Below are 25530 nucleotides of genomic sequence, written 5' to 3'. Positions count from 1 at the left end.
AATGAAGAAAAGTATAGTAATTCTTTTCGCAGCTACAATAGGGTTAGCTGCATGTAACAACTACAAAAAAGCTAAAGGAGGCTTGGAGTACAAGATTTTCACCGATGCGGGTAAAGAGAAAATCAAAGAAGGTGATATCGTGAAGTTGAACTTTGTTCAGAAAAACGAAAGAGACACAGTGATCTTCAGCACTTATGATATTGAGTCTCCACAGGTATTTCCTGTTGCCAAAAAAATGTACGGTGGTGATATGAACGATGTATTGACACTTTTTGGAGAGGGTGACAGTGCTTCATTCAAATTAAACCTTGACACAATGGCTAAACGTACTGGTCAGCCAAAACCACCTACAAACGCAAAAGATACTTATCTAATTTTCGACATCAAAGTGGAGAAAGTATTTAAGAAAAGTGCTGGTGAGACAGATCAAGCTTTCCAAAAAAGAGCACAGGAGTTTTTCCAAAAAGATTACCTAGCTGCTCAGGGGAAACTAAAAGGTGCTGAAGCTGCAAAGATCAAAGCGTACATTGAAGACAACAAGCTTAAAACTCAAACTACTGCTTCTGGCTTGCAATATGTAATCAATAACCCTGGATCAGCTCAAAAGCCAATACTAGGTGACACAGTAATGCTTAATTACACTGGGAAACTAGCAACCAAGAAATCTGATGGTACATATCATGTTTTCGATACAACGGATGAGAAAATCGCCAAAGAAGCAAAGCTTGGTAACCCAATGGTTAAGTATGAGCCAAGACCGTTCAGTATTGGTAATGCAATCCCGGGATTTGACGAAGGCTACCAATTGATCGGTAAAGGTGGAAAAATCACTTTAATCATCCCTTCAAAATTGGGTTATGGCGAAGGCGGTCAGCCACAAGCGAAAATCAGTCCTTATGCCCCACTAATTTTTGAAATTGAGATAGTTAACATTAAAAAACCAGTTGCTGGAGCTCCCGCGGTAACAGCACCACCGGTTGTTATCCGTTAAGTTGATTTGAAGGCCTTGAAAGGCTAAACCATATTTAGAAACCCTGTTGGCCTCTCGCTGACAGGGTTTTTTTAGTAACTTCGTCCATGCTTCTAACAGACACCCACACCCACTTATATTATGAGACAGATACCGAAAAGCAAGCGTCGCTCATGCAACGATGTTTCGATGTCGGTGTAAGCCGCCTGTTTCTGCCAAACGTAGATTTGGCCTCTATACCTCAGATCGATGAACTCGTAAATCGTTATCCTGGTAATTGTTTTGCTATGACCGGGCTCCATCCGTGTGATGTAAAGGAAGATTATGAGTTGGTTTTGGATGCAATCTGCGAAAATATGATAGATAGGCAAATCTATGCTATTGGTGAGATAGGGATTGACCTGCATTGGGACAAAACTTCCCTTGAATTTCAACGTATCGCATTCAAAGAGCAAATCAAATGGGCTAAAGATTTGGAGCTGCCGATAGTGATTCATTGTAGAGAAGCTTTTGATGAAGTTTTTGAAGTATTGGAAGAGGAAAGAGACCCGTTACTACATGGCATTTTTCATTGCTTTACAGGTAATCTGGAGCAAGCTAAGCAAGCGATCGACCTTGGGTTTTATCTCGGGATAGGAGGAGTCGTAACCTATAAGAATAGTGGCCTAGACGTAGTTTTGAAGGATATTCCATTGGATAAGTTAGTTCTCGAAACCGATTCACCCTATCTTGCTCCTGTACCTTTCAGAGGTAAAACCAATGAAAGTAGTTATTTGGTATATATCGCAGAAAAAGTGGCTGAAATATATGGTGTAAACGTAGAAGAAGTGGCTACAGTTACAACCGCAAACTCCAAAGTAATTTTCAACATTTAAAATGGTAAGTATACTGATTATTTACACAGGAGGCACGATTGGAATGGTGCATGATCCCAAAACAGGGACACTAATACCCTTCAATTTTAAACAGATCCGACAAAATGTGCCCGAACTGGCTCGTTTAAATTATCGGCTGGATGTGCATTCCTTTGATCCGATATTAGATTCTTCTAACATGACCCCGGAGATTTGGGTAGAGCTTGCATTATTGATCAGGGATAAATATGATGAGTTTGATGGGTTTGTGATCCTTCATGGATCAGATACTATGGCCTTTACAGCGTCAGCGTTGAGTTTTATGTTACAGAACTTAAGCAAACCGGTAGTCCTAACGGGCTCACAACTTCCTATTGGGGAAATTCGTACAGATGCTAAAGAGAATTTAATTACGGCGCTAGAGATCGCCGCAACGAAGAACAACGGAAAAGCAATGATTCCTGAGGTATGTATTTATTTCGACTACCAATTATTCAGAGGCAATCGCGCTATAAAATATAATGCGGAAAAGTTTGAAGCCTTTCGCTCTCCAAACTATGCGGTTTTAGCAGAAGCTGGAGTTAACCTATCCTTCTTCGGAAATTATATCCTGCCGCACCCAGAGAAGAAAATTATTGTACACCTGGATTTAAATCCAAATATTGGCGTGCTTAAATTATATCCTGGTATTTCTAAACAAGCGGTACTCGCCATCACTGAAGCCAATGTCGATGCCATCATAATGGAGACTTTTGGCTCGGGAAATACAACAACTGCAGAATGGTTTTTACAATGCCTGGCACAAGCAGTGGCAAAAGGTAAGCTGATCATTGACATTACGCAATGTCAGCGGGGTGCTGTGGAGTTGGGAATGTATGAAACCAGCAAAAAACTGCAACAGATGGGCATTATTAGCGGGCACGATATGACCTTTGAAGCTACATGCACTAAACTCATGTATGTGTTGGGGTTGAATCTTGATCAAGAAACCAGTATCCAATTAATGGAGCGATCGTTACGCGGCGAATTGACTTCCTAAGGTAAAACTTTTTCGACACTCAAAGTTCCTGGCATTATATTGGTAATTTTGTTGCATTGCTGCGCTTTCGGCATTTATCTACGATAATACACTTATGAAAATTGAGCAGATTTATACCGGTTGTCTAGCAGAGGCTGCTTATTATATTGAAAGTGACGGCGAAGTAGCAATCATTGATCCTTTAAGAGAAACTGCTCCATATTTGAAGCGTGCAGCTAAAGACAATGCAGTGATCAAATATATCTTTGAGACTCATTTTCATGCAGATTTCGTTTCAGGACATATTGATCTGGCAGAAAAATCTAAAGCATCAATAGTCTTTGGGCCAACAGCTGTAACTTCTTTCCCTTCACATATTGCACAAGATCATGAAAAATTTCAGGTAGGGAAATTGACCATCACAACATTACATACTCCCGGCCATACACCGGAATCGACAACCTACTTGTTAGCCGACGAAAGCGGTAAACCGTATTGCATATTTACTGGAGATACCCTATTCATAGGAGACGTGGGCAGACCGGATATAGCGCAAATGGGCACTTTAACTATGGAGGATATGGCGGCAACGCTTTACGATTCCCTTCAAGAAAAGATTTTGACGCTTCCGGATGACGTTTTGGTTTACCCAGCACACGGTGCCGGCTCTGCTTGCGGTAAACACATGAGTAAGGAAACTTTTGACACTTTAGGTCATCAAAAGGAAGTCAACTACGCTTTGAACGCAACATCAAAAATGCAGTTTATCAAAGAAGTGACGGACGGAATTCTACCACCACCACAATATTTTGCCAAGAATGCGGCAATGAACAGGAATGGCTATGAGCGGTTTGATGAGGTATATGACAAAGGCCTCACAGGGCTTGATGCCAACGAGTTTGAGTCAATAGTTAATCAATTGGGGGCTATCATAATCGATACCCGCGATCCGCAGGCTTTCGCTAGTGGATTTATTCCATCGTCAGTTAATATTGGATTGAATGGCCAGTTTGCACCTTGGGTAGGAGCATTGATCACTGATCTTGAGCAACCCATATTATTGGTGGCAGAACAAGGAAAGGAGAAAGAAGCTATCACCAGACTTTTGAGAGTAGGTTATGACAGTACAATTGGTTATCTTGATGGTGGCATCGATGCCTGGAAAAAAGTTGGTAAGGATTTAGAAACCATTGATTCCATTTCTGCTGCTGATTTTGCCGCTGCATTTGGGAAAGAAGAAAATTTTACTGTCCTCGATGTGAGAAAGCCTGGAGAATATGAGTCGGAACATCTTGAGATCTCCCTAAGCCGGCCCTTGGATTATATTAATGATTGGACCGCAGAAATTGATCCTAAAAAAACTTACTACATTCACTGTGAAGGAGGATATCGTTCCATGATAGCCGCCTCAATCCTCAAAGCCAGAGGCGTAGATCGGATTATTGATGTTCAGGGCGGCTATTCTGCAATTAAGGTAGAGGAACAAAACAACACCGACTACGATGTTCTCATAATTGGGGCTGGTCCGATTGGTATGGCTTGTGCCATTGAGGCATTAAATGCAGGGCTAACCTACATCATCATAGAAAAGGGTGCATTGGTTAATAGCCTTTATAATTACCCCGTATTCATGACGTTCTTTTCCACTTCTCAGAAGCTTGAAATCGGCGGTGTCCCATTTGTAAGTATTAGCAATAAGCCCAATCGCAATGAGGCTTTAGAATATTATCGAAGGGTTGCAGAAAAGTTTGCATTGAAAATCAATTTGTTTGAAGCAGTTAAATCAGTCATCAAAAAGGCAGATGGAAATTTCATAGTAAAGACGGATAAAGCAGCTTATAAATCAAAAAAGGTGATCATATCAACTGGCTTCTATGATGTACCGGTGATGATGAATATCCCCGGGGAAGAATTACCAAAGGTTAGACACTACTACCAGGATCCTCACTTGTATGCTTTCAGCAAGATTCTGGTCATTGGCGCAAATAATTCTGCGATTGATGTTGCGTTGGAGACCTATAGAAAAGGAGCGCAGGTTACGCTAGTGGTTAGGGGAAGCGAGATTGGCTCAAAAGTGAAATACTGGGTAAGGCCAGATATTGAAAATCGCATTAAAGAGGGAGACATCAAGGCATATTTCAACAGTGAAATTGCTACTATTGCTGAACAGGAAGTTCAAATCAAAACTCCTGAAGGGCTAATAACAATAGCGAATGATTTTGTGCTGGCAATGACTGGTTATAAACCTGATTTCGACCTACTCAAGAACCTCGGAGTAAGGTTAGAAGACAACAATTGCCCAGTTCACAATCCACATACAATGGAGACCAGTGAAAAGGGGCTCTACCTAGCTGGTGTGGTATGTGGAGGTATGGATACCCACAAATGGTTTATAGAAAATTCTCGCGTTCATGCGGAGCAAATTATCGCCCATATTAAAGGAAATTAATCTATGTTTGCACACATATTTTCACCTGAATGCCAGGAATAAATCAGATAAAACTACCGATAGCAGCAGACATTGATGTATTTGAAGAAAAGTTCAAAGCATCGATGCACAGTGACGCCCCATTATTGGATAGGATAACACACTATATTGTAAAGCGAAAAGGCAAGCAGATCAGACCCATGTTCGTTTTCTTCGCCGCAAAGCTTTGTGGGGGGATTATAGAGTCTACGCACCGCGGCGCCGCTCTCGTCGAGCTGCTCCATACAGCTACGTTGGTGCATGATGATGTGGTAGACAATGCCTATGAAAGAAGAGGTTTCTTTTCTATCAACGCCTTATGGAAAAATAAGATCGCAGTACTTGTCGGAGATTATCTATTGGCTAAGGGCTTGCTTCTGTCAATTAATAATGGTGAATTCAGGCTACTCCAGATTGTTTCGGAAGCCGTGAAGCAAATGAGTGAGGGCGAACTCTTGCAGATCGAGAAAGTACGACGTATGGATATCAGCGAATCATTATACTTTGATGTGATTCGTCAGAAAACAGCCTCACTTATTGCATCCTGCTGCGCGTGTGGAGCTGCTTCTGCGGGAGCAGATGAGGAGACGGTGGAGAAAATGAGGTTATTTGGCGAAAAAGTAGGCATCGCTTTCCAAATCAAGGATGATACGTTCGACTTTGGAACGGATGATGTTGGCAAACCTTTGGGCATCGACATCAAAGAGAAAAAAGTTACACTTCCTTTGATCTATGCGTTGAATAAGTCAGACAAAGCAGAGAAGAAACGCATCATCAACCTTGTTAAAAATCATCAGGAGGATTCACTGAAAATTCAGGAAATTATTGATTTTGTGAATATAAAACAAGGTGTTCAGTATGCAAACGAACAAATGGTTCAATATCAGCAGGAAGCATTTGATATTCTTTATACTTTTGAGCCGAGCGAGGCTAGAACGGGTCTTGAGCAGTTGGTTCGCTATACCACTGAACGTAAAAAATAGGCTATAATCTACATTTCGCTAAGTTCCTTTCCAGATTCTGATCATATTCCTTATTTTGATCAAAATTTACTTTATGAAAATCTTATTTTCTACTTTAATATGTCTCATTGGCTTAGACGCAATCGCGCAAGACGACTTTAATGCTGTCTTTTCGAAAATCAATAGGGAAGTAGTAACCAACTCGAGGGCATACTCGACTCTGAAAGACGCGACCACAACTATCGGTCACCGTTTAACTGGTTCTGTAAATGGGGCTAAAGCTGAGACATATGCTTATGACCTGCTAAAATCTTATGGTCTCGATGTAAAATATCAACCTTTCGAAGTAGAAAGCTGGAGCAGATTGACAAATGAAACCAAGATCGGAAATTCAGGGGATCAAATGGCTAAATATGCTACGGTGACACTTGCGCATTCACCTGTTAAAGCAAGTGTTACTGCCGGATTGATTGATATGGGCAATGGTTTAGAAACGGATTATTTGAAAGACGGAGGGAAAGTGAAAGGTAAAGTCGCCCTGGTCTATTTAGGTGTATTACTGGGATCTCCTGAAGGTACAACATCGCTTCACCGCTCAGAAAAAACAGCGATTGCCATAAAATATGGAGCAATAGGGATCATTATTATTAACGTAGTAAAAGGTGGCGTGCTGCTCACCGGCACCGCGTCTGTTACCGGAAAGCTTATTCCAATTCCAGCGGTTTGCATTGGACTGGAAGATGGAATGGCGGTAAAGGAAATTCTAAAAGCGAAAAAACAGTTCGCCAGTTTGAGCATGACTAACTTTTCTGGGATGATCAAGGCAAGAAATGTAATCGCAACTATAAAGGGCAGCTCATTACCAAATGAAAAAATTGTGGTAGGTGGCCATTTAGATAGCTGGGACTTGGCAACTGGAGCCATAGATAATGGCATTGGATCTTTCTCGATACTAGATATGGCCCGGACATTTAAGAAGCTTGGGCTGAACACTAAAAGAACCGTAGAGTTCGTGATGTTTATGGGGGAGGAGCAAGGCCTGCTAGGCTCTAAAGCCTATGTTGACAATGCAGAAGAAAGTAAGTCGCTCGAGGATGTGAAGTTCATGCTCAACTATGATATGACCAACGACCCGAAAGGTTTTTCTGCAAGCAGGGCGGAGATGAAAGAATTATTTACCGCTTGGGGTGCTCAAATTGTCAAGCTTGATACTGGGTTCAAAAATATCTTCTCAGCTGGTGCTGGTTTGCACAGTGACCACCAGCCGTTTATGTTGCAGGGCATCCCTACAGGTAGTGGCGCCGGTGGTCGTTTACCTAACAATTCCGAACGGTTCTATCACTCTGATGGAGATGTCTTCAAACTGGTTGACGAAGAAGGCATGAAGAATACTGTAAGATACAGCGTCATGCTAACTTATGCATTAGCTAATACGCCTAAATTGCCTGTGTCAAAGCAAACAGAAGAGGAGATTAAGGTCTTTCTTCAGTCAAACAAGCTGGAAGAGCCATTGAGGATCGCTGGTGAATGGCGGTGGTAGAGTTGTTTTCGAACTGGAATAGCTGGCTTGTAGAGTTCTTCCTGTCTGTTAATCAATTTTTAGCGGTGGTCCAACTACTTGCATTTCATTATCTGAAAAAATCTTTGCTATTTCTTGTTGACTTGGTTCGTGCTTTAATGCAGCCATAGTAAGAAAGAAATTTTCTAATTTCCCGGCAGGTTGCATTATTACATTCATTTTTCCTTTTGCAGAGACTTGGGTCCAGGCATGAGCAACTTTTCGTGGTAAAAATATGCTATCGCCAGTTGTTAAGTCATGTTGGTCATCTCCTACTTGAAATTTATAGGAGCCTTCTAAAACATAAAATATTTCGTCCTGTGTATGGTGGATATGTAATGGCGTGCCTTTGCCTTGTGTTAGAGAGGTCTGCTCAAAAATTGCCAATTCACCATTGGTATCGATTCCAGATATTTTGACATCAAGAATATTTGAATTTACGCCTTTCAATTTAATGTGTCCGTGTATTCTACCCTCTCCTGCAGCAATTTTAAATCCTTTTATTTTTCTTTTAAAAGCTTTTTGTAGTTGGGCAGCTGATATTAATGGTGTGGCTGCCAGGGTTAAAATTGAGGCAATAAATTTATTACGTTTCATATTTTAAGGTTTTAACATGGTTTAAAATTTTATACAACAGTCTGCAGATTTATATTGTGCCCAAACAAACAGCACATCATTATCGCCCTAGCACTAAAGTAAATAAATAGTACAATATTTTTACCTTTCCTCCTAAACCCCTCTACTAGGTCGGCTAATTGAGATTGAGTTAATTGTTTGTCTTCCCTTGCTTTACGGAGTAAACCGCCACTTTTAATGCTGCTTAATTGTAATTCTTAATAAACTGCACATCTTTGAATTCTACTTTGGATTGATCTGTTCGGAATTTCTGGTAAAAGGGAGTATACATTTCACCACTAATGGTTCCTTTTTGAGGATTGATCTTCAGCAATCTGAGGTAGCCCCCACCTGAATCTTCGTTCTGATAATCCTGAAGAATTTGATAGATTTTATTGCCATGGTCTCCGGTACTTACCAAGAAACTGCTTTCGGTAACATGTCCGCTAAGAACCAGTAGTATGTTCTTGTTTTTCTTGATGAAAAGGTCATACATCTCTTGCGGACTCAAAGCTCCATATCCGGCATTAGTAGGGTTGATTGTACCTTTTGGAGTTAGATAAAAATGCGTGATGACAATAGTGTTGTAAAACGGATGTGCTTTCGTGACGCTGTCAGCCCATAGCACGGCCGTCTTTCTAGGGCAAAACTCTAGATTGATGACTAACCAATTCATCCCACTGGCAAGGAAAGTGTGAAAAGCATTTTCATTTCGGCCTTTTTCGAATACCCCTCTTATGTTTCTATACCTGGAGGCAGGGAAATAGCGGTTGTATTTTTCTGTATCCCTTACATTAATTCGGGTGTTCCCTGGTGCAGCACTACCGCTAAATTCGCCAACGGCTGCATTGTCGTGATTGCCGTTAGCCAGTGCGTATGGTATGGCGGCTTGGTCTAGCCTTTCAAATGCTAAACTTGCACGGTCCCAGTGTATGTTATTATTGTAGTTGACGATATCACCCATATGGACTGCGAAGGGGATATTTTCTTTCTTTTTATTGTTTACAATCCAGTCCATTTGACTGTAGAGCATGTCCATATGGAGATCTACTTCAACTTGGGTGTCAGGGAAAATGGGTAAGGTGAATTCCTGTGCGCGTCCCTTAGTGTTTAATAGCATGAGCAGTACAACTGCCGGCAAAATATATTTTTTCATCTTTACATGGTTTGTTTTCAAAATGGCAAAGTAATGTTAAGCATTACTAGCCTGAATTTTGCTTAAATATCAGTAGTTTACTGATATCACTCGATGGAATAGGAAATAAAAGGTCAAGACATTAAATTACAGCACCGCTGTATCGAAAATAAGCTAACGCTACCTTCTTGTCGAACGGATGATGACCATTACCTGTACAGATGTTGCTTGTCAAATGCCGATGCAATTAGCTCAAGTCCCCTGCAATATTGTGGCCATTAATCCTATATTCCCTTTTTGACATTTTTTCTGTATTCTTACATTTACCGCTTACAAATAGAAGTTACAAATTATTTCAATGAAAAATATTGAACACCTATTTTGATTATTAATCATTACTTGGTGATATCAAATAAATTGATTTTAAAATATCAGTAAGTTTTAATGGAATCTAAAATAAACGAACAACGAATTTTTAATGCCATTTGCCTTGCATTAGTTGTGGCTGCATTTACTTTTGCTATAAGAGCCAATCTTTTAGGAACTTTGGGGAAGGAGTTTGGATTAACACCCATTGAATTGGGAAGAGTAGCCTCAGCTGCTTTTTGGGGATTTACGATTGCAATGTTTGCCGGTGGATCGCTATGTGATTTGATAGGTTTAAAAAAAATGTATATACTGGCCTTTTTGGGTCATGCATCAGGAATTCTACTTACTATATATTCGCAAGGTTACATTTCTTTATTTATATCAACATTATTAATTGGGTTAGGAAATGGATTTATAGAATCTGCTAGTTACACACTTATTAGTAGCCTGTACTCTGATGATAAAACAAGGAAGCTTAGCAGTTGGCATATTTGGTTTCCGGCAGGTATCATGATCGGCGGTCTGTTAGCCTTTTTCTTAACTTGGATGAATCTAAATTGGAAGTTCCATATGGCTATTATGCTACCTCCTACTTTAATCTATGGTGTAATGCTCTATAACCAAAAATTACCTAAATCAGAGCGAATAATATTAGGGGTATCTAATAAAGAGATGATAAAGGCATGCTTTAAACCACTCTTCATTTTTATGATTTTTTGTATGTTTCTGACTTCTGCAACGGAATTGGGAACTAATCAATGGATTGCCGAATTACTATCGACAGTAGGTGTACCTTCTATATTGTTATTGGTTTTTATCAATGGCATAATGACAATTGGGAGAGCTAATACAAGATTTATGTTAAAAAAGTTTTCAATCACTAATTTACTACTTTTCTCAGCCGTGTTTTCATTTATTGGATTGGTTTGGTTGGGTAATACCCAAGGTTATATGACGTTTGCGGCAGCAGGAATTTTTGCTATCGGTATTTGTTATTTCTGGCCAACAATGATTGGATTTGTATCAGAAACGATGCCCAAAACCGGACCATTGGGACTGTCTTTAATGGGGGGAGTTGGGCTGCTTTCTACCGCCTTAATTCAGCCTTATTTTAGTGAAATATATTACAGCCAATTGACATCAAATATTCCGGTTGGAGTTAATCCAGAACTTTTAAAAAATGCTATTGCTGGCACAGAGGCGGCTGGTTTATGGGAGCAGGTAAAACTTGTAGCGGGCGCCAATACTTTGTTATATGTTTCTATACTTCCTGCCATTCTAATTGTGGCTTTTACCATACTTCACTTCTTCATGAATGTAGAGAAGCCTGGTTTTAGCCAGACAATGGATAAGACACACCAAAATTCTTAGATTTGCAGAAAGGAGCCAGTCAAAATCGTTTGTCTCCACTATGACGTTGAACCTGAAACATGGCCAATTATTAACTCCCAAAATACCGCTAATTTAACTGGGTATGGTCAAAATAGGCTTGTATAATCCTTTGTTTTTAGTTAAATTCACAACACCAAATATAAATTATTGATTGTTGATACTGTGAAAAAAACTTACGAAGAAGACGGTAAAATCTATTATGCCGACAGCTGTAAAACATTAACAAATGCATGGAAAGAGGGCAGGATCCAGTTAGATGCATTGGCTAGGAATAACTATCCTGGTTATCGGCTAGAATCTAATATGATTCCTGGTATTAATACCATCGGTTATTGGAATGCGCAAACTGAGCAGGAATGGGGCTTAGACTGGCATCGCAATGAAGGAATTGAGATAACTTTCCTTGAAACAGGCACAATGCCTTTTTTATTAGAAGATGGGACTTATACTATGTTGCCAGAAGACCTTACCGTAACGCGTCCCTGGCAAATTCATAAAGTTGGAAACCCAATGATTGGTGTAGGTAAATTACATTGGTTGATTTTGGATGTAAAAGTTAGACAGCCGCATCAGGATTGGAAATGGCCTTCATGGATTGTTTTGGCTGAGAACGATTTAAGAGAACTTACCAAATTCTTAAGACAAAATGAACAGCCAATACTTAAAGCAAATTCTGATATCAAGAGATGTTTTCAGAAAATAGGGAATCTTATACACGAGTCTTCAAGTCTTTTTGAATCCTGGATAATAATCTATGTTAATGAATTACTAATGTTGCTGTTAGAATTATTCAAAACAGGAAAGTATGTGTTAAACGATACATTAACCAATAGTGTGCGTACAGTAGACCTTTTCCTTAAAGAATTAAATGAGAATTTTTCAGAACCATGGACATTAGAATCAATGTCTTCTCATGTTGGTCTGGGTATTACCAGGTTTACGCATTACTTTAAACAGTTAACGAATAGGACACCCATGCAATATCTCAATTCCATTAGGTTAGAAGCAGCACAAAAACGTTTGATTGAACATCCAAAAATAAGTATCAATACTATTTGTTATGATTGTGGCTTTACCAGTACGCAATATTTTTCTACAGTTTTTGCCAAAAAATTTGGATGCCCACCATCTGCATATAGATAGAAACTTTAATTTTTAAACTTTTCAAAAATTTCGTTTAGTAAGCTATCTTCGACGTCTCCACTATGGATATAAGTCCTATATTTCAACACCAACCGCTTATGCGCTTCAAGGTTCAAAGGTTTGTTGTACAAGATAGCAGGCATGAAAAAAACATGCTGACCTGCTGCATACCAGATATACCAGGGTGATGGATGATGCGGGTTTGTAGGATGATCAAATATTGTTATTCCTCCTTTAGAACTTTCTTGTGCTCCTAAGTATGCCGTCATGTCCATCCAATTTGCATTTTCGCCGTAACCTGTTAAGTCCTTTTTATTGGCCCAGCCATTTGAATCTCTGAAAACAGGATCATTTATCGAATTAGACCCCCTATATCCTAAACCCGCATATCCTCCGTAAGCAAAACCACCCCGTTTAAGAGTAGGTACACAATCGAATACAAGTAGTGAATCTTGTGCTGTAAAGTTTAAGGACCAGTCGATTGTGTAATTGCCGTGCTGATCTGGTGCGGATATTGACAATACCCTGTTTTCTTTTAGAACTGTCTTTTTTCCTTCAGGGGCATATTCCATGCGAATATTAATTTTCACTGAAAAATTTTTTTCAGGTTTAATGGCAACCTTTATAATTTTGCTTCTTCCTTCAGAAACACCCCGCCCATGTATTTCTTCCCAATAATTAATTTTATTTATGTCGCGCCATGCAAACCACAGACCCCGGTGATGCCCATGGTCTGCAGGTCGTTCCATTGTTAGGTCCTTGCCATTTACTCTTAGCGGATGAAAATAAGGTTTGTCCTGATCCTTATTGAAATTTAGTTGCCATACTATTTCTCCGTTTTTGATTAATGCAAAGGTAGAATCAGACCTACGCCAGTTGTATTCATTTTTTAAAGAAGTATCTAAAATCCCAGCTCTAGTATCCCAAATACATAAACTCAACAAACTTAATAGGTATAGTATTGGTCTGATTTTCATAATAATATTCTAATAATTTAAACTATAATATCTCATTGTACTACAGCCATTTCACCCCTCATTATGGTGTAGTGACCAGGATAGGTACACAAGAAAGGATATAATCCTTTTTTTAGAGGTGCAGTAAAGTATATAGTTTCAGAAGTTCTGGGCTGTAATAATTTGGTATGTTGCAGAATGGACTTCGAAATGGGTACATATTGCATGGAGGGGCCTTCTAGACCCAGCTTCATTGCAAGCTTACCTACCTCATCTGCAGAACTTGGTTGAACCAGCACGAAATTGTGCTGCATATCGTCGTTATTATTAAAAACCAATTTGATTTTTGCCCCTGGCTTCACACTAAATTTATCAATGTCAAATTTTAATCCAGGTTGGGTTCCAATAATAATGGTTAAATCTGGACCATTTACCCATGAAGATGGTAATGTATTTACTATTTCCTTACTATTCGAAGCAATTGAATTTGTTTTATTGTCTTCTTTTTGTTGATTTTTAGCGGCATTTGCTTGAGTTAGATCTGAAATTTTTAGGAGATCCTTATCCTGAAAAGATAGTTTTTCTCCAGCTGGAATTGCGTTTAAAGAATAGTAACCAAAGTCATGCAAAAGTGGCGTTTGATTAGCAGACCTTAAACCTGCACATTTTACCTCATGAATATACCCTTCCCTTAAGTTGCTGAGTACCAAACGAACGGTTAAACCATCATCAGATATCTTTATAGCTAGGATTTTGCATTCTTTTTTATCAAAAACCTCACTCCCATAGGTTTGATGGTATTTATAATCAAAACCCGAAATATTATAACTTGCAGGATCAAGTGCTGTTTCCTTATTTAAAGGGGAAGTGAATTCAAGTTCAAATCCATCTGGCTTAGCTTTTATTGCTTTAATCTCAAAAGGAGTGTTGCCTGTCCATACCAAACGTTGTAATCCATGTCTAAAAGCAGCTGTTGAATTCCATCCGCGGTCTGACATACCTACAAAAATAGATTGATCATTTCCCCATTCCAGACGGAGTATTCCAGACATAAAACCTTGTCGAAAAGGAAAGGCCGCTCCCTGGTATTCTCCATTTACTTTTTCCATAAATACCCGCATTATACTTGCATGACCCTCATCTCCAACAAAATATTGACCAGCGAACGGTCCAAATCCTCCATTTGTATGATCTTCAACAAGACCCGAAAGAGATATGCCTAAAATTCCATGTGGAAGTCGTACAGAGGGTAGCTTCATCCCCGGTACTCGTTTAACTGCATCATGAAATAATGGGTTGTCAGTTGGAATATCACTGATTCTTGTTTTTAAAGTTGAGCCCGGTTTGTCCGCAGATTTTAATCCAGAGGGGTGACCAAAAAAATTGTCTTTTTGCACCTGAGTAATATAGCCAGTGCCTACCCATCCTCCCTGATTTTCAGTATAAAAGAGCTCACCTTTACTATTTGTCCCGATTCCGGCTGGAGATCGGTAGCCTGAAGCGAAAGGAGTAAGAACTCCTTCCGGTGTAACCTGTACCATCCATCCACGCCACAATGCATGGCTTCCCATTTCTCCGAAAAACGGCTCCGTACTGCTGCCCATACCGTTGTCGCCTAAATTGAAATTAATATAAAAATTACCATCTGCTCCAACTACGGGGCCATGGTTATATTCACAATAATTTCCAGACAGTTCCCAGGTCGTAACTGTTTCAAACAGGTCTGCAATATCATCCCCATTGGTATCTGATATTTTCGTCAATTCAGCTCTTTGTGCTACATATAGGGCACCATTCTTATAGGCAAGGCCAAGTGGCTCATGAAGACCTGATGCAAACAATTTAAAATAAGGTTTTGAATTATTCAACATCCCTGGGTTCTCTATTATCCATATGTCACCTAGTCTCGTGCATACAGCCAGTCTACCATCTGGTAGTTTTGCCAGACCCCCAACTTCTAATTCAACACCAACAGGAGCCTGAACATTAATAATTTTATAAAAATCGTCCTCGGTTAAGGCCTTTGCAACTTCTGTTCCATGACCGGCATGCTGTGCAAAAGCACTATTCAGGCAGTATAGTATTTGTAAAGTAACAAGCAGAACGAATCTTGCTTTGTATTTTAAGCTAAAAAATATAGTACAATAGTTTTTAAACATGTCTCAATAATTTTTATTTAACACAATTAATCATTTCAGAATTACCAGATAATAGAATACTTAATCTCCGTTTGATTTTTCAATCCGGATATTGGCACAATCAACTCCTGGCCCACACCAGCTTCTCTAAGAATCGCCTTTGAACTTTGATCATTTGCATATTTTATATAATAACTACTGTTATTTATACTATAAAGATCCTTCTCAACCTGTTTAATATTAATGCCTTCGGCCAACTTAAACCATAGTATATTTGCGTCTTTTCCAGATGACACCCTATAAATTCTAGTTAGCAGACTACCATTTTCCTGGGGTTCAATTTTATCCTCGATACTAAAATTACTTACTGTATAAAGGAAGGTTGGTTTGCCATCTACATCGACTTTATATCCTTTAAATTTAAATTTATCAGACTGTTTTTCAGGCCATTTATCTTTATCATTGGATAATATTGCGAAAGCTGGAGATGGAGAAATCTCAAATTTGCTCCCAAGCGGTACAGCTATCTGAGTTTCCCCGCGCTGTGTCCACATAGATGTTGCATCAATAAATCCGCCTTTCCAAAAATTAATTAGGGCACCTTGCGAAAGGTCAATTGCATAATTGATTTTATCTGGATGACCAACAGCTGCGCAGAATGTTCTTTTTTTATGGTCATATTCGATAAAACATCTCTGAACAATTGTTTTAAGTTGTGGAGTGACTATGATTTGTCTGTCCAGAATATTCTCATTGGGGACTGAACCCATACAATCTTTGACATCAGCTGGATTTTCGAATTGCAGATAACGAATATTTTTAAAAGCAATTGCTCCCCCGGCTGCTAACACCCAAGGGCCATTAGCAACCTCTCCTTTAAGTGGACTATTAATTGATGGCTCCTTAATCTCAATGTTTTCCTGGATCGTTACACCATTATATTCAACTTTTAAGAACTTGGCGTTATCAGTTTTGGTGCCCGAATTATTAAATTTTGGAGCCTGAAAAAAGACTGTCATTTTTTGCCATAAACCGGGAGCCCGACAAACATTTATTCTGGCATCAGGAAGTGTCTGTTGATTGCTCCAGCTATCATTAAGTTTTATTGCATATCTGCCTTGCAAATACATGGTTGTCTGGGATCCTTTTGCAAGCATAAACTCAAATTCAATTGCCAGGTTATTGTGTTCCAAGTTTGAAGCAAGAATGCTTTCACTTCTTCCTTTAGGGATATTTATAAGAATTCCTGTTCCATTCTTTATTACACTTTTCTCCGGTTTGTTAAAGTCATAAGAAACATCTTCAACAATTTTCCATTGTTGTGGTACTGTTTTAAATCCAGAAAGATCGTTTAATGACAGATTTTTAAGGATTGGTTTAGTATCAGTTTGTGCCTGCAGCTTGGTTAAAGAAGTAAAATAATTACAGGCAACCAAAAAAAGGACAATTGATCCTCTAATAAAAGTTCTCATTAGCATTATGTTAAGGGTTCATTATTGGCATATATTTGGACTTCATTTTAATCATTTATCAGCAAAGGACCCAAGGCTTTCTTTAGAAATGCGATGCTTCTTTCTGCCTCGTCAAGTTTACCGCATTCTACACTCAAAAATATTTCTTTGTTTACGGGTTCCAATATTTCAAATACTTTATCCCAGTTTACCACACCTTCGCCGCATGCACATCCTACTGGTGTGCCTGTTATAGAACCACGTTGCTCTCGGCTTTGCTCCATACTTATATCCTTGGCATGAATATGCAAAACTTTATCTTTTACAGCGTTCAGCCCATCATATGGATCTTCAACACCCGCTAAATAGGAGTTCCCGGTATCCCAATTTACACCGATCCATGGCGAATCTACAAGGTTTACTATGCGCATAAGTCCCTCAGCTGTCTTAGTATACACTCCATGCGGCTCAATACATAAATTGATTTGATGACGATTTGCCACTAAGGCTGCTTTTGTTAATGTGTATTTCATAACCTGATGCGCAAAATCATCATCCATCCAATCTGGTTTTACCATCTCGTCGGTGTTAACAAACTTTGCGTTAACAGCGTCTGCAAAAATGATAGCTCTGGTAAGGCGGGTAACTGCTGCTTCGGGCTTCATTAAAGGACTATGACCGCTGATACTGCTAACCTTCATTCCATACTTATCACAAATCTCTTTCATTAAAAGCGTATCTTCTTCCATAGAAAATGAATGAAAATATTCAACCTCACTAAGTAATTCCCAACCGGTATGTACCATTGGTTCTACATATTTATACCCTAGTTCCGATGCTAATTTTACACCAGCTTCAAAGCTCATGTCAGAACTTCTGCAGTATTCCATGTTGAGACTAATTCTAAATTTCGCCATTTTTATTAATATAATTAATTTAATATTGTTTGAGTTGATTATTAAGCTCGTATTGCTAGACTTTAATCTTTAATCAGAATATTTCGGACTTAAAATAAAGATAGACTCCTGTATCTGTTAGTAAAATAACTAACACAATATTAAAAGATATACTTTGGCTAATTGTGCATAATGTTTCATTGAATGAAATTGAACATATTAAAGATCTATTGTTATGTCCGTTCTATCCGAATGTAACTTGGAACCTGGATTTCATGACTAAATAGGACAAAACGGAATACAGAAGATCCTGTACAAAATATTACAAACAATACCTTAAAACATAGGTTATTGAGGTAATCGAACTTCCTCCTGATGGGTTCTGCCTGCGATGAACATATCTTTGACTAGGGTACTACTGTGTATAAAAGCAGGCAAGAATCAGCTAAACTACATATGAAAAACATAGTTGCCGTATCCTTGCTCTATCCTTGAGTTATCATTGCTGTATCCATTGAGATATCGCAATGATACGGCAACTATATGGTAAGGATATTGCAAGGATACGGCAACCTTGAGTCTTAGTTGTACTTTACACGTGTTGTATATGGCGTATTATTCTGTTCACAGTAAGTTTACCACACTGACGAGGTCAATACAACGATATTATTACCACTTGACAAGCACATTCCTGTTTTCAGGACAAATAGTCGAGTATGCTCACTGGAGTTTTTCAGTGCAACTCGATAAAAAATAAAGAAACAAAGCTTAGTAAAATAACCAATATCGCATACTTAGCGTCTCCACTTCCAGGTAAGTCAAAACTGTCTAAACCACCAGTAACGCCATAAACCAGTAATATGCTAAGCCGGCACCAATTAGTGCATATATCACTGTCAAAATTCCCGAGAGCCCACTTAGGGATATGAACTTAGCTGAGCGCTCCATCAGATTCCTGATGGAATTAAGTTTTGATTAAATGTCTAGGTTTTGCAGGCAATATTACTTAGATATTAAACTTCTATCAGGATTGATACTGAAGTACAACATCATCTTAATAGCGACTTAACACACGCTTAATGTTATCCGGAGACCTTTGCCAAAAATAGTGTATTAAACTAAAGTTGTAATAAACAGATCAACATGAATAAAACTTTTACTAAAGAAATGCAGTGGACAAGGATGCTAAAATACGGGTTATGCATTTTTGCTGCATCAGTTTTCCAGATGCCACAGCCAGTATTTGCTTCAGAGAATACGCTATTTACAAAAGGCTTCTTCCAGGAAACAGTTACAGTTAAAGGAACTGTAATAGATGATAAGGATGGTCAGCCAATTCCGGGAGCTACCATTACCGACAATCTTCGTAGGGTATTGGGTACTACTAATGGAAATGGTGAATACAGTATCAAAGTACTCACAGGAACAGAGGTTTCTTTTTACATGATCGGTTACTCAACAGTAAAGCAAACTGCAGCTGCGGGACAAGATAAATTGGTGATCAGATTTAAAGAATCAGTTAATGATCTAAATGAAGTTGTGGTCACAGCTCTTGGAATCAAAAGAGAAGAGAAGTCATTGGGTTACGCAGTTACCAAAATCGACAGCACTCAATTAACGGAAGCAGTTTCCAGTAACTGGACAGATGCTTTGTCTGGTAAAGTTGCAGGTTTGAACCTGGTAAGGTCTAATGGTGGACCTGCCGGATCGAATAAAATTATTCTGCGTGGTGAAAATAATCTTACCGGTGATAACGAAGCGCTAATCGTATTGGACGGAGTTGTTATTAACAATAGTAGTGGTAGACGTACTGCCAATGCATCGGATGCAACATATGGAACAGGCAGTGACAACATGCCCGCAGATTATGGTAGTAATCTGAATGATATCAATCCAGAGGATATTGAAAGCGTTACCGTATTAAAGGGGCCGGGCGCTTCTGCCCTCTATGGTCAGCGCGGTGCCAATGGAGCAGTTATCATCACTACAAAATCAGGTAATCCAAATAAAAAGAAACTGGGTATTAAGTTTACTTCAAATGGTTCAATTGAGGAGCCTAACCGCTGGCCGGATATGCAGTATGAATACGGACAAGGTCTAGACGGTGCTGCGCACTATTCTTACGGAGCCGGTCTGGATGGTGGAAGTACAAGTGGAACTAGTTCCGCTTATGGACCACGTTTCGACGGACAAAGCTTTTTTCAATATGATCCTGTAACTCAGGCACAGGGCACGGTAAGAACGCCTTGGGTGCCTTATGAGAATCAGATCAGACAATTCTTTGAAAAAGGATATAATCTAACTAACTCTTTAACTTTGGATGGAGCCTATAAAAATACTAATGGGAGGCTCTCGGTAACACACCTGGAAAATACCTGGATTGTTCCAAATACAGGAATGGAGCGTACCTCGCTTTCCTTATCCGTAAATTCTAAAATTACCAAGAAGTTAAACATATCTGCCAAGGCAAGTTATAACAACAGGTATAGCGATAACCTTCCGGGCAATGGATATGGTAACCAGTCATTAATGTACTGGTTCATTTTCTGGCAGCCAAGTGCCGATCTTAATTGGTTGAAAAATTATTGGGTAAATGGGCAGGAAGGTAAATTGATAAAATATCCTTTTAGCTCTTTTCCTGAAAATCCGTATGCCATCTCGAATGAGTTCATCAATAGAACTGGTCGCCATGGCTTGACAGCAAGCCTTCAGGCAACATATCAACTTACCAAAGATTTAAACGTATTGTTGCGTAGCACTGCGGATCTTTCCTCCGAAAAGCGTGGTCAGGAACGTCCATATGACGCGGGTAGTAGACTTCCACAAGGGTCGTACCGTACTCAAGATATCTACGGACAAGAAACGAACAATGATTTCTTAGTTACTTACAATAAGAAAGTAACGAGCGACTTTGGTCTTGTTGCAACAGTAGGAGGAAGTCAGCTTAAAAATAAATACAACAAGAAGGATTTAAGAGCGGACGGTTTGAGAACACCCGGTTTATATAGATTAGAAAATAACTTATATCCATTGATTTCTATTCCAGATACCAGCCGATACCGCATTAACAGTTTCTATGGGTTGTTGTCGTTAAGTCTTAAAGATTATTTATTCCTTGATATAACAGGAAGACAAGATTGGAATAGTGTTTTAGCAACTCCTACAAGAACAGACAATGTTGGTTTCTTTTATCCATCGGCGAGTTTGAGTTTTGTGTTATCAGATTATTTCAAGCTACCTACAGCGGTTAGTTTCGCAAAGTTGAGGGCATCTGCATCGCAGGTTGGAAGTGGTACCAGTATTCCTTACAGAACGGCCTATACTTATGGGCTGGCAGCGAACGGAACTTTCCCGGACAGCTCATTGACAAATCCTGGCTTACTTCCTAACCCTAACCTTAAACCACTTAAAACCATCACCTATGAATTTGGTGCTGATTTAAGATTTCTTAAAGGCAGAATCGGAATGGATGTGGCTTATTATGTAGGTAACACAAAAAACCAGATTCTTACACGTATTGTAGACCGTTCATCGGGTTATAACTCTGCAGTTATTAATGCAGGTCAGGTGAACAACTCTGGTATCGAAGTTGCCTTAAATGGTATTCCGGTAAAAAATAAAGATGGGTTTACCTGGGGTACTTACATGACATTTGCTTCCAATAAGAACCTTATCAAATCTTTACCAGACAGTTCGATCGTTATAGGCTTAGGCCCTGTTGGTGGTGGACAAATCGTCGCGAAAGTTGGCGGAAGTATGGGGGATCTTTATGGTAGAGGCTACGAAAGGGCGCCGGATGGTCAAGTTGTGTACGACGAAACTACAGGCTGGGCTAAGATTACCACCGATGTAATTAAGATTGGTAATACGATTCCCAAGTTTAAATTCAGTGTGGGTAATAATTTTAGTTACAAACGGCTAAGCTTAAATGTGCTGTTTGATGCCCAAATGGGTGCTGTAGCCCACTCGCTGCTAAACTATAAAATGGTGGAACAGGGTAAACTGAAAAGTACGCTTCCTGGTCGTTACAATGGTATCATTGGTAAAGGGGTTATTAAAAATGCCGATGGGTCATATCGTCCAAATGACGTGATCACTTACGAAATTGATGATTACTACCGTTCACAAATGGGGTCAGATAATGCAGAAGGAAGTACGTTCAGTACTGATTTCATTAAGTTTCGCGAAGCCAGTTTAAGTTACAAATTAAGCAGCAAATTGCTTAGAAATACCGGACTATCGTCAGTTTCTCTGGGTGTTTACGGGCGTAACCTATTCATCTGGTCTCCATGGCCAATGTTCGATCCTGAGTTCGGTACCCTTAGCGGAAATGATATTGTGAGGGGCTTCGAGGTGGGCCAGTTTCCATCTACCAGAAGCTATGGATTTAATTTAGTTGTAGGCATTTAATTTTTCGACCATGAAAAGTACAAAACATAAAATCATTGGGCTGTTAGCGGTATTGGCCCTAAGCTTCTCTTCTTGCGATAAAGATTTTGAAGCAATCAATACTGATCCAATAAACATTCTGAACACAACACCAGACAAATTACTGGCACCTGCTTTAGTGAGCACGTTAAACTCAAATATGTCTCGTAATAGAAGCTTCAACAATGAGTTGATGCAGGTCACAGTAAACATCAGTGATGGCGATGGAACTGTTTTCAGGTATGACTTCAGACGTACCTGGGCAGATTACCTTTGGAACAGTTGGTATGTTCAGTTGAATAATTATCGAGACATCAGAACGTTGGCTAGTCGCCCAGAAAGTTTGAATACATCCTACCAGGGTATATCTTTGATTTGCGAAGCATGGGTATTCTCGTTACTCACTGATACTTACGGTGATATTCCTTACACACAAGCAAACGCTGGTAAAGATGGCTTGCTCGAACCAGTTTTTGACAAACAGAAAGACATTTATAAAGACCTGTTTAAAAAATTGGAAGAGGCCAATACATTGTTAACAGCCGGAACTTCGATCGTTCCTTCCAGTGATCCTGTTTATAAAGGTAATGTAGCTAAATGGAGGAAGTTTGGCAACTCATTATACTTAAGGTTACTAACCAGAGTTTCGGGAAAAGTAGAAGTTTCAGCTTCAAGCATAGCTAAGATAAGGGAAATCGTTGAAGGAGGAGCAAAGTATCCTTTGATCAGTAACAATAATGAATCAGCCACTTTGGAATGGACAGGAGAGGCCGGTAGTGGGCCGTATGTTAATCCCTATGTAAACGGTGTCAGAGTCCAGGATTTTAGGTCTCCAGGCATGGGAAGCTTTTTCATAGAGCACTTGAGAGATTGGAGTGATCCCCGAATTGACTTTTCACGATATGGTAATGGTGGCGTCAATGCCTTGGGTATTAATCCAGGGAGCAATAGCTTTGCTGGCGTACCTAGTGGTTACGAAATCGGTGTAACTCCAGTTAAGTCAGCATATTTCTATTCTTCAGACCAATTGGTTTCAAACAAGGCAGTTGCGGAGCGATCTTTACAGCAATCAACTAAGACTGGTATTATTATGAATTATGCAGAGTTACAGTTTATCCTTGCAGAGGCTGCGGTTAAAGGTTGGATCGGTGGTTCTGCAGAAAATTATTACAATGCTGGAATCGCAAATGCTATCAATTATTGGGTTCCTTCTTTTCCGGCAGATGCAAACTCAGATGATTTGAAAAAATACGTCGCAGGAGCAGATATTAATTGGAATCCAACGGCCTCTTTAGAGGGTAAAATGGAACAGATTCACTTGCAAAAGTACTTTGCCCTATTTCTTGTAGACATGCAGCAATGGTTTGAATACAGACGTACTGGCCACCCGATTTTACCAAAGGGAAAAGGTCTTAGAAATAATGGTGTAATGCCTGCAAGACTTTACTACCCGGTTTATGTTCAATCGGCAAATCCCACAAATTATAAACTTGTTGTAGCCTCACAAGGCCCCGACGAGATCTCCACTAATGTTTGGTGGCAAAAGCCATAAGCAGAACTGACACTTTAAAAGAAATAAAGATGAAAAAGATAATATTTAATAGTTTCCTGCTACTCTCGATGGCATTTGTTTGGTCGGGATGTGAAAAACAGAATTACCAGGGGGGCGACATTAGTCCTTACATGCCATTGTTTGACCTAAGAAACTTGTATAAAGGAAACGACATCACGCTCAGTAAAGACAACATGTTCGGATCTGATAAAATTGATGGAATTGTTGTTTCAGACCACTCCGGGAAAAACCTTCCCGAAGGGCTTCTGATCATACAGCAAAAAAGGCGATTAGGTTTATGGAGGGGCATTGCGATTGATTTGGGTACCGCTGCAGCTAATTATGTGCCTGGAGACTCCGTACAGATCGCCGTTGCTGGAGGAGTATTAAAACGCATTGATGGAATGCTAGAAATCACAGGGGTTCAGGCTAGCGCGGTAACAAAGGTAACTTCTGGAATTAAAATAGCTCCTTATCGTGTAGCAAGTAGTTTAATCCTGGCTAAGCCAGACGATTATGAAAGTGTTTTGGTAGCAATTGTCAAAGCTGGCTTTTCGGTACCCGCAACGCCAACTGAAACTTATGCTGGTGACAAATTAATCAATGATGGCTTCGGTAATTTTCCTTTGCATACTGAACCAACAGCGACCTTTGCGGGTTCAACCGGTTTAAATTTTAACGCAAACTATTATGGGATAATCATTAATAAAATAGAAGACGGCAAGCTAAAACCACGTCAGCAGATCCGTACATTGAGGGATGTGAAGCCATTAAGTTCAACACCAGATATCGCTTCGATCATAATTTCGGGATTTATGGCTGATGTTAAAGGTGGTGATGGTAACTATGAATACATGCAGTTTATTGCGACTAAAGATATTGATTTTACAAAAACACCATTCTCTGTTGTCGTTACTAACAACGCAGGTGGATCTGTACCAATCGGACTTCCAACTCTTGGCTGGGCGACCGGTAGCTTAGCTACCAGCGGAAATGCCAGAACATATAAGTTTAACTTAACTTCAGGAACAGTAAAAAAAGGTGAATTCTTCTACGTTGGAGGCTCAACCAAGATGATCAACGGTGCTTTATCAACTTCAATGGCTAGCTCAAAATGGATCAGGGCATTTGATTACTCAAAGATAAATGGTGATGGATTCGGGAGAGCAACCAGCGGCCTGTTCGCAAATAGTGGCAATGCATCAGGCTTTGCTGTTTTTGAAGGCTTAGTTATAGATAAAGATAAGTCTCCCATTGACGTTGTATTTATAGGTACGGGTGGAAGTATGGTAAGCGGGACTCAAGGGTATAGAATCACCAACACAGATTTTTACGATAAGGTTGATGTATTGAGTGATGATCTAACCCCTCAGCCCTTTTATAAAAGTGGTACAAATACGATGAACTTCGCCTATCTTACTTCAGATCTTGGTTACTTCAATAAACTAGGAGGCGAGTACGATCCTTCTCTTGGGAAATGGATCAAAGCAAGAACTCAAAGCCCTGTTTTACTTACCAAAGAATCGCCAATTACTGAAATTGAAGGAGTATATCCTATTCCTACAATAGAAAATCCTTTAGGGGCTCCTTCAACGGTTGTCAAATAGTAATTTATTATAGTCTTAA

17 protein-coding genes and 1 pseudogene are annotated in these 25530 nt (G+C 39.5%); 12 read left to right on the top strand and 6 right to left on the bottom strand.

Annotated features, from left to right (window positions below; all coding sequences use genetic code 11):
* The first annotated feature begins 1 nt into the window (after position 1).
* The 7 genes and pseudogenes from ACHFIZ_RS08755 to ACHFIZ_RS08725 all read left to right on the top strand — a co-directional run bounded on the left by ACHFIZ_RS08755 (position 2) and on the right by ACHFIZ_RS08725 (position 7811).
* A complete protein-coding gene (locus ACHFIZ_RS08755; RefSeq protein ID WP_410884888.1) occupies positions 2-991 on the top strand; it encodes an FKBP-type peptidyl-prolyl cis-trans isomerase in 990 nt (329 codons plus the stop codon).
* Positions 992-1077: 86 nt separating this feature from the next.
* A complete protein-coding gene (locus tag ACHFIZ_RS08750; protein WP_410884886.1) occupies positions 1078-1845 on the top strand; it encodes a TatD family hydrolase in 768 nt (255 codons plus the stop codon).
* A 1-nt stretch (position 1846) separates the two neighbouring features.
* Positions 1847-2863, top strand: a complete 1017-nt coding sequence (locus ACHFIZ_RS08745; RefSeq protein WP_410884885.1) for an asparaginase — start codon at positions 1847-1849, stop codon at positions 2861-2863.
* Positions 2864-2957: 94 nt separating this feature from the next.
* Positions 2958-4304, top strand: a pseudogene (locus ACHFIZ_RS08740) (MBL fold metallo-hydrolase); the annotation flags it as partial.
* A gap of 6 nt (positions 4305-4310) precedes the next feature.
* Positions 4311-5291, top strand: coding sequence for a YpdA family putative bacillithiol disulfide reductase (locus ACHFIZ_RS08735; protein WP_410885038.1), 981 nt, complete (start codon positions 4311-4313; stop codon positions 5289-5291).
* A 29-nt stretch (positions 5292-5320) separates the two neighbouring features.
* Positions 5321-6292: a polyprenyl synthetase family protein gene (locus tag ACHFIZ_RS08730; RefSeq protein WP_410884883.1), complete on the top strand. Its 972-nt coding sequence runs from the start codon at positions 5321-5323 to the stop codon at positions 6290-6292.
* 73 nt (positions 6293-6365) lie between these two features.
* Complete coding sequence (locus tag ACHFIZ_RS08725; protein ID WP_410884881.1) at positions 6366-7811, top strand: M28 family peptidase; 1446 nt, start codon at positions 6366-6368, stop codon at positions 7809-7811.
* A gap of 48 nt (positions 7812-7859) precedes the next feature.
* Here the strand turns inward: ACHFIZ_RS08725 and ACHFIZ_RS08720 are convergent, their stop codons facing one another.
* Complete coding sequence (locus ACHFIZ_RS08720) at positions 7860-8426, bottom strand: cupin domain-containing protein (RefSeq protein WP_410884879.1); 567 nt, start codon at positions 8424-8426, stop codon at positions 7860-7862.
* A 223-nt stretch (positions 8427-8649) separates the two neighbouring features.
* On the bottom strand, positions 8650-9600 hold the full coding sequence (locus ACHFIZ_RS08715) for a metallophosphoesterase (RefSeq protein ID WP_410884877.1): 951 nt from the start codon (positions 9598-9600) through the stop codon (positions 8650-8652).
* Between the two features lie 423 nt (positions 9601-10023).
* Here ACHFIZ_RS08715 and ACHFIZ_RS08710 point away from each other — a divergent pair, with 423 nt between their 5' ends.
* Positions 10024-11319: an MFS transporter gene (locus ACHFIZ_RS08710; RefSeq protein ID WP_410884875.1), complete on the top strand. Its 1296-nt coding sequence runs from the start codon at positions 10024-10026 to the stop codon at positions 11317-11319.
* A 183-nt stretch (positions 11320-11502) separates the two neighbouring features.
* Positions 11503-12483, top strand: coding sequence for a helix-turn-helix transcriptional regulator (locus ACHFIZ_RS08705; protein ID WP_410884873.1), 981 nt, complete (start codon positions 11503-11505; stop codon positions 12481-12483).
* Positions 12484-12488: 5 nt separating this feature from the next.
* Here the strand turns inward: ACHFIZ_RS08705 and ACHFIZ_RS08700 are convergent, their stop codons facing one another.
* Genes ACHFIZ_RS08700 through ACHFIZ_RS08685 form a run of 4 tightly spaced genes read right to left on the bottom strand, consistent with a single transcriptional unit; the run spans position 12489 to position 17945 of the window.
* On the bottom strand, positions 12489-13460 hold the full coding sequence (locus tag ACHFIZ_RS08700; protein WP_410884871.1) for a DUF6807 family protein: 972 nt from the start codon (positions 13458-13460) through the stop codon (positions 12489-12491).
* 32 nt (positions 13461-13492) lie between these two features.
* Positions 13493-15598 (bottom strand): plastocyanin/azurin family copper-binding protein, encoded by a 2106-nt coding sequence (locus tag ACHFIZ_RS08695; protein WP_410884869.1) that lies wholly within the window; start codon positions 15596-15598, stop codon positions 13493-13495.
* Positions 15599-15639: 41 nt separating this feature from the next.
* The gene (locus ACHFIZ_RS08690; protein ID WP_410884867.1) at positions 15640-17049 is read right to left on the bottom strand and encodes a family 16 glycoside hydrolase; all 1410 of its coding nucleotides are present in this window, start codon (positions 17047-17049) and stop codon (positions 15640-15642) included.
* Positions 17050-17096: 47 nt separating this feature from the next.
* Entirely contained in the window at positions 17097-17945 is an 849-nt protein-coding gene (locus ACHFIZ_RS08685; RefSeq protein WP_410884864.1) for a sugar phosphate isomerase/epimerase family protein, read from the bottom strand.
* A 1122-nt stretch (positions 17946-19067) separates the two neighbouring features.
* Here ACHFIZ_RS08685 and ACHFIZ_RS08680 point away from each other — a divergent pair.
* Genes ACHFIZ_RS08680 through ACHFIZ_RS08670 form a run of 3 tightly spaced genes read left to right on the top strand, consistent with a single transcriptional unit; the run spans position 19068 to position 25511 of the window.
* The gene (locus ACHFIZ_RS08680; protein ID WP_410884862.1) at positions 19068-22334 is read left to right on the top strand and encodes a SusC/RagA family TonB-linked outer membrane protein; all 3267 of its coding nucleotides are present in this window, start codon (positions 19068-19070) and stop codon (positions 22332-22334) included.
* A 10-nt stretch (positions 22335-22344) separates the two neighbouring features.
* Positions 22345-23904, top strand: coding sequence for a SusD/RagB family nutrient-binding outer membrane lipoprotein (locus ACHFIZ_RS08675; RefSeq protein ID WP_410884860.1), 1560 nt, complete (start codon positions 22345-22347; stop codon positions 23902-23904).
* A 29-nt stretch (positions 23905-23933) separates the two neighbouring features.
* A complete protein-coding gene (locus ACHFIZ_RS08670; protein ID WP_410884858.1) occupies positions 23934-25511 on the top strand; it encodes a DUF5689 domain-containing protein in 1578 nt (525 codons plus the stop codon).
* Positions 25512-25530: the final 19 nt, after the last annotated feature.

The organism is Pedobacter sp. JCM 36344 (genome assembly GCF_046546555.1).
Classification (GTDB): domain Bacteria; phylum Bacteroidota; class Bacteroidia; order Sphingobacteriales; family Sphingobacteriaceae; genus Pedobacter.
This window is presented reverse-complemented; position numbering and strand designations above follow the sequence as displayed.

Coding starts and splice junctions, on each gene's coding strand:
- ACHFIZ_RS08750 (WP_410884886.1), top strand. CDS start 1,078: ATGCTTCTAACAGACACCCACACCCACTTATATTATGAGACAGATACC.
- ACHFIZ_RS08675 (WP_410884860.1), top strand. CDS start 22,345: ATGAAAAGTACAAAACATAAAATCATTGGGCTGTTAGCGGTATTGGCC.
- ACHFIZ_RS08670 (WP_410884858.1), top strand. CDS start 23,934: ATGAAAAAGATAATATTTAATAGTTTCCTGCTACTCTCGATGGCATTT.
- ACHFIZ_RS08725 (WP_410884881.1), top strand. CDS start 6,366: ATGAAAATCTTATTTTCTACTTTAATATGTCTCATTGGCTTAGACGCA.
- ACHFIZ_RS08720 (WP_410884879.1), bottom strand. CDS start 8,426: ATGAAACGTAATAAATTTATTGCCTCAATTTTAACCCTGGCAGCCACA.
- ACHFIZ_RS08690 (WP_410884867.1), bottom strand. CDS start 17,049: ATGAGAACTTTTATTAGAGGATCAATTGTCCTTTTTTTGGTTGCCTGT.
- ACHFIZ_RS08755 (WP_410884888.1), top strand. CDS start 2: ATGAAGAAAAGTATAGTAATTCTTTTCGCAGCTACAATAGGGTTAGCT.
- ACHFIZ_RS08710 (WP_410884875.1), top strand. CDS start 10,024: ATGGAATCTAAAATAAACGAACAACGAATTTTTAATGCCATTTGCCTT.
- ACHFIZ_RS08680 (WP_410884862.1), top strand. CDS start 19,068: ATGAATAAAACTTTTACTAAAGAAATGCAGTGGACAAGGATGCTAAAA.
- ACHFIZ_RS08745 (WP_410884885.1), top strand. CDS start 1,847: ATGGTAAGTATACTGATTATTTACACAGGAGGCACGATTGGAATGGTG.
- ACHFIZ_RS08695 (WP_410884869.1), bottom strand. CDS start 15,598: ATGTTTAAAAACTATTGTACTATATTTTTTAGCTTAAAATACAAAGCA.
- ACHFIZ_RS08715 (WP_410884877.1), bottom strand. CDS start 9,600: ATGAAAAAATATATTTTGCCGGCAGTTGTACTGCTCATGCTATTAAAC.
- ACHFIZ_RS08685 (WP_410884864.1), bottom strand. CDS start 17,945: ATGGCGAAATTTAGAATTAGTCTCAACATGGAATACTGCAGAAGTTCT.
- ACHFIZ_RS08700 (WP_410884871.1), bottom strand. CDS start 13,460: ATGAAAATCAGACCAATACTATACCTATTAAGTTTGTTGAGTTTATGT.
- ACHFIZ_RS08730 (WP_410884883.1), top strand. CDS start 5,321: ATGCCAGGAATAAATCAGATAAAACTACCGATAGCAGCAGACATTGAT.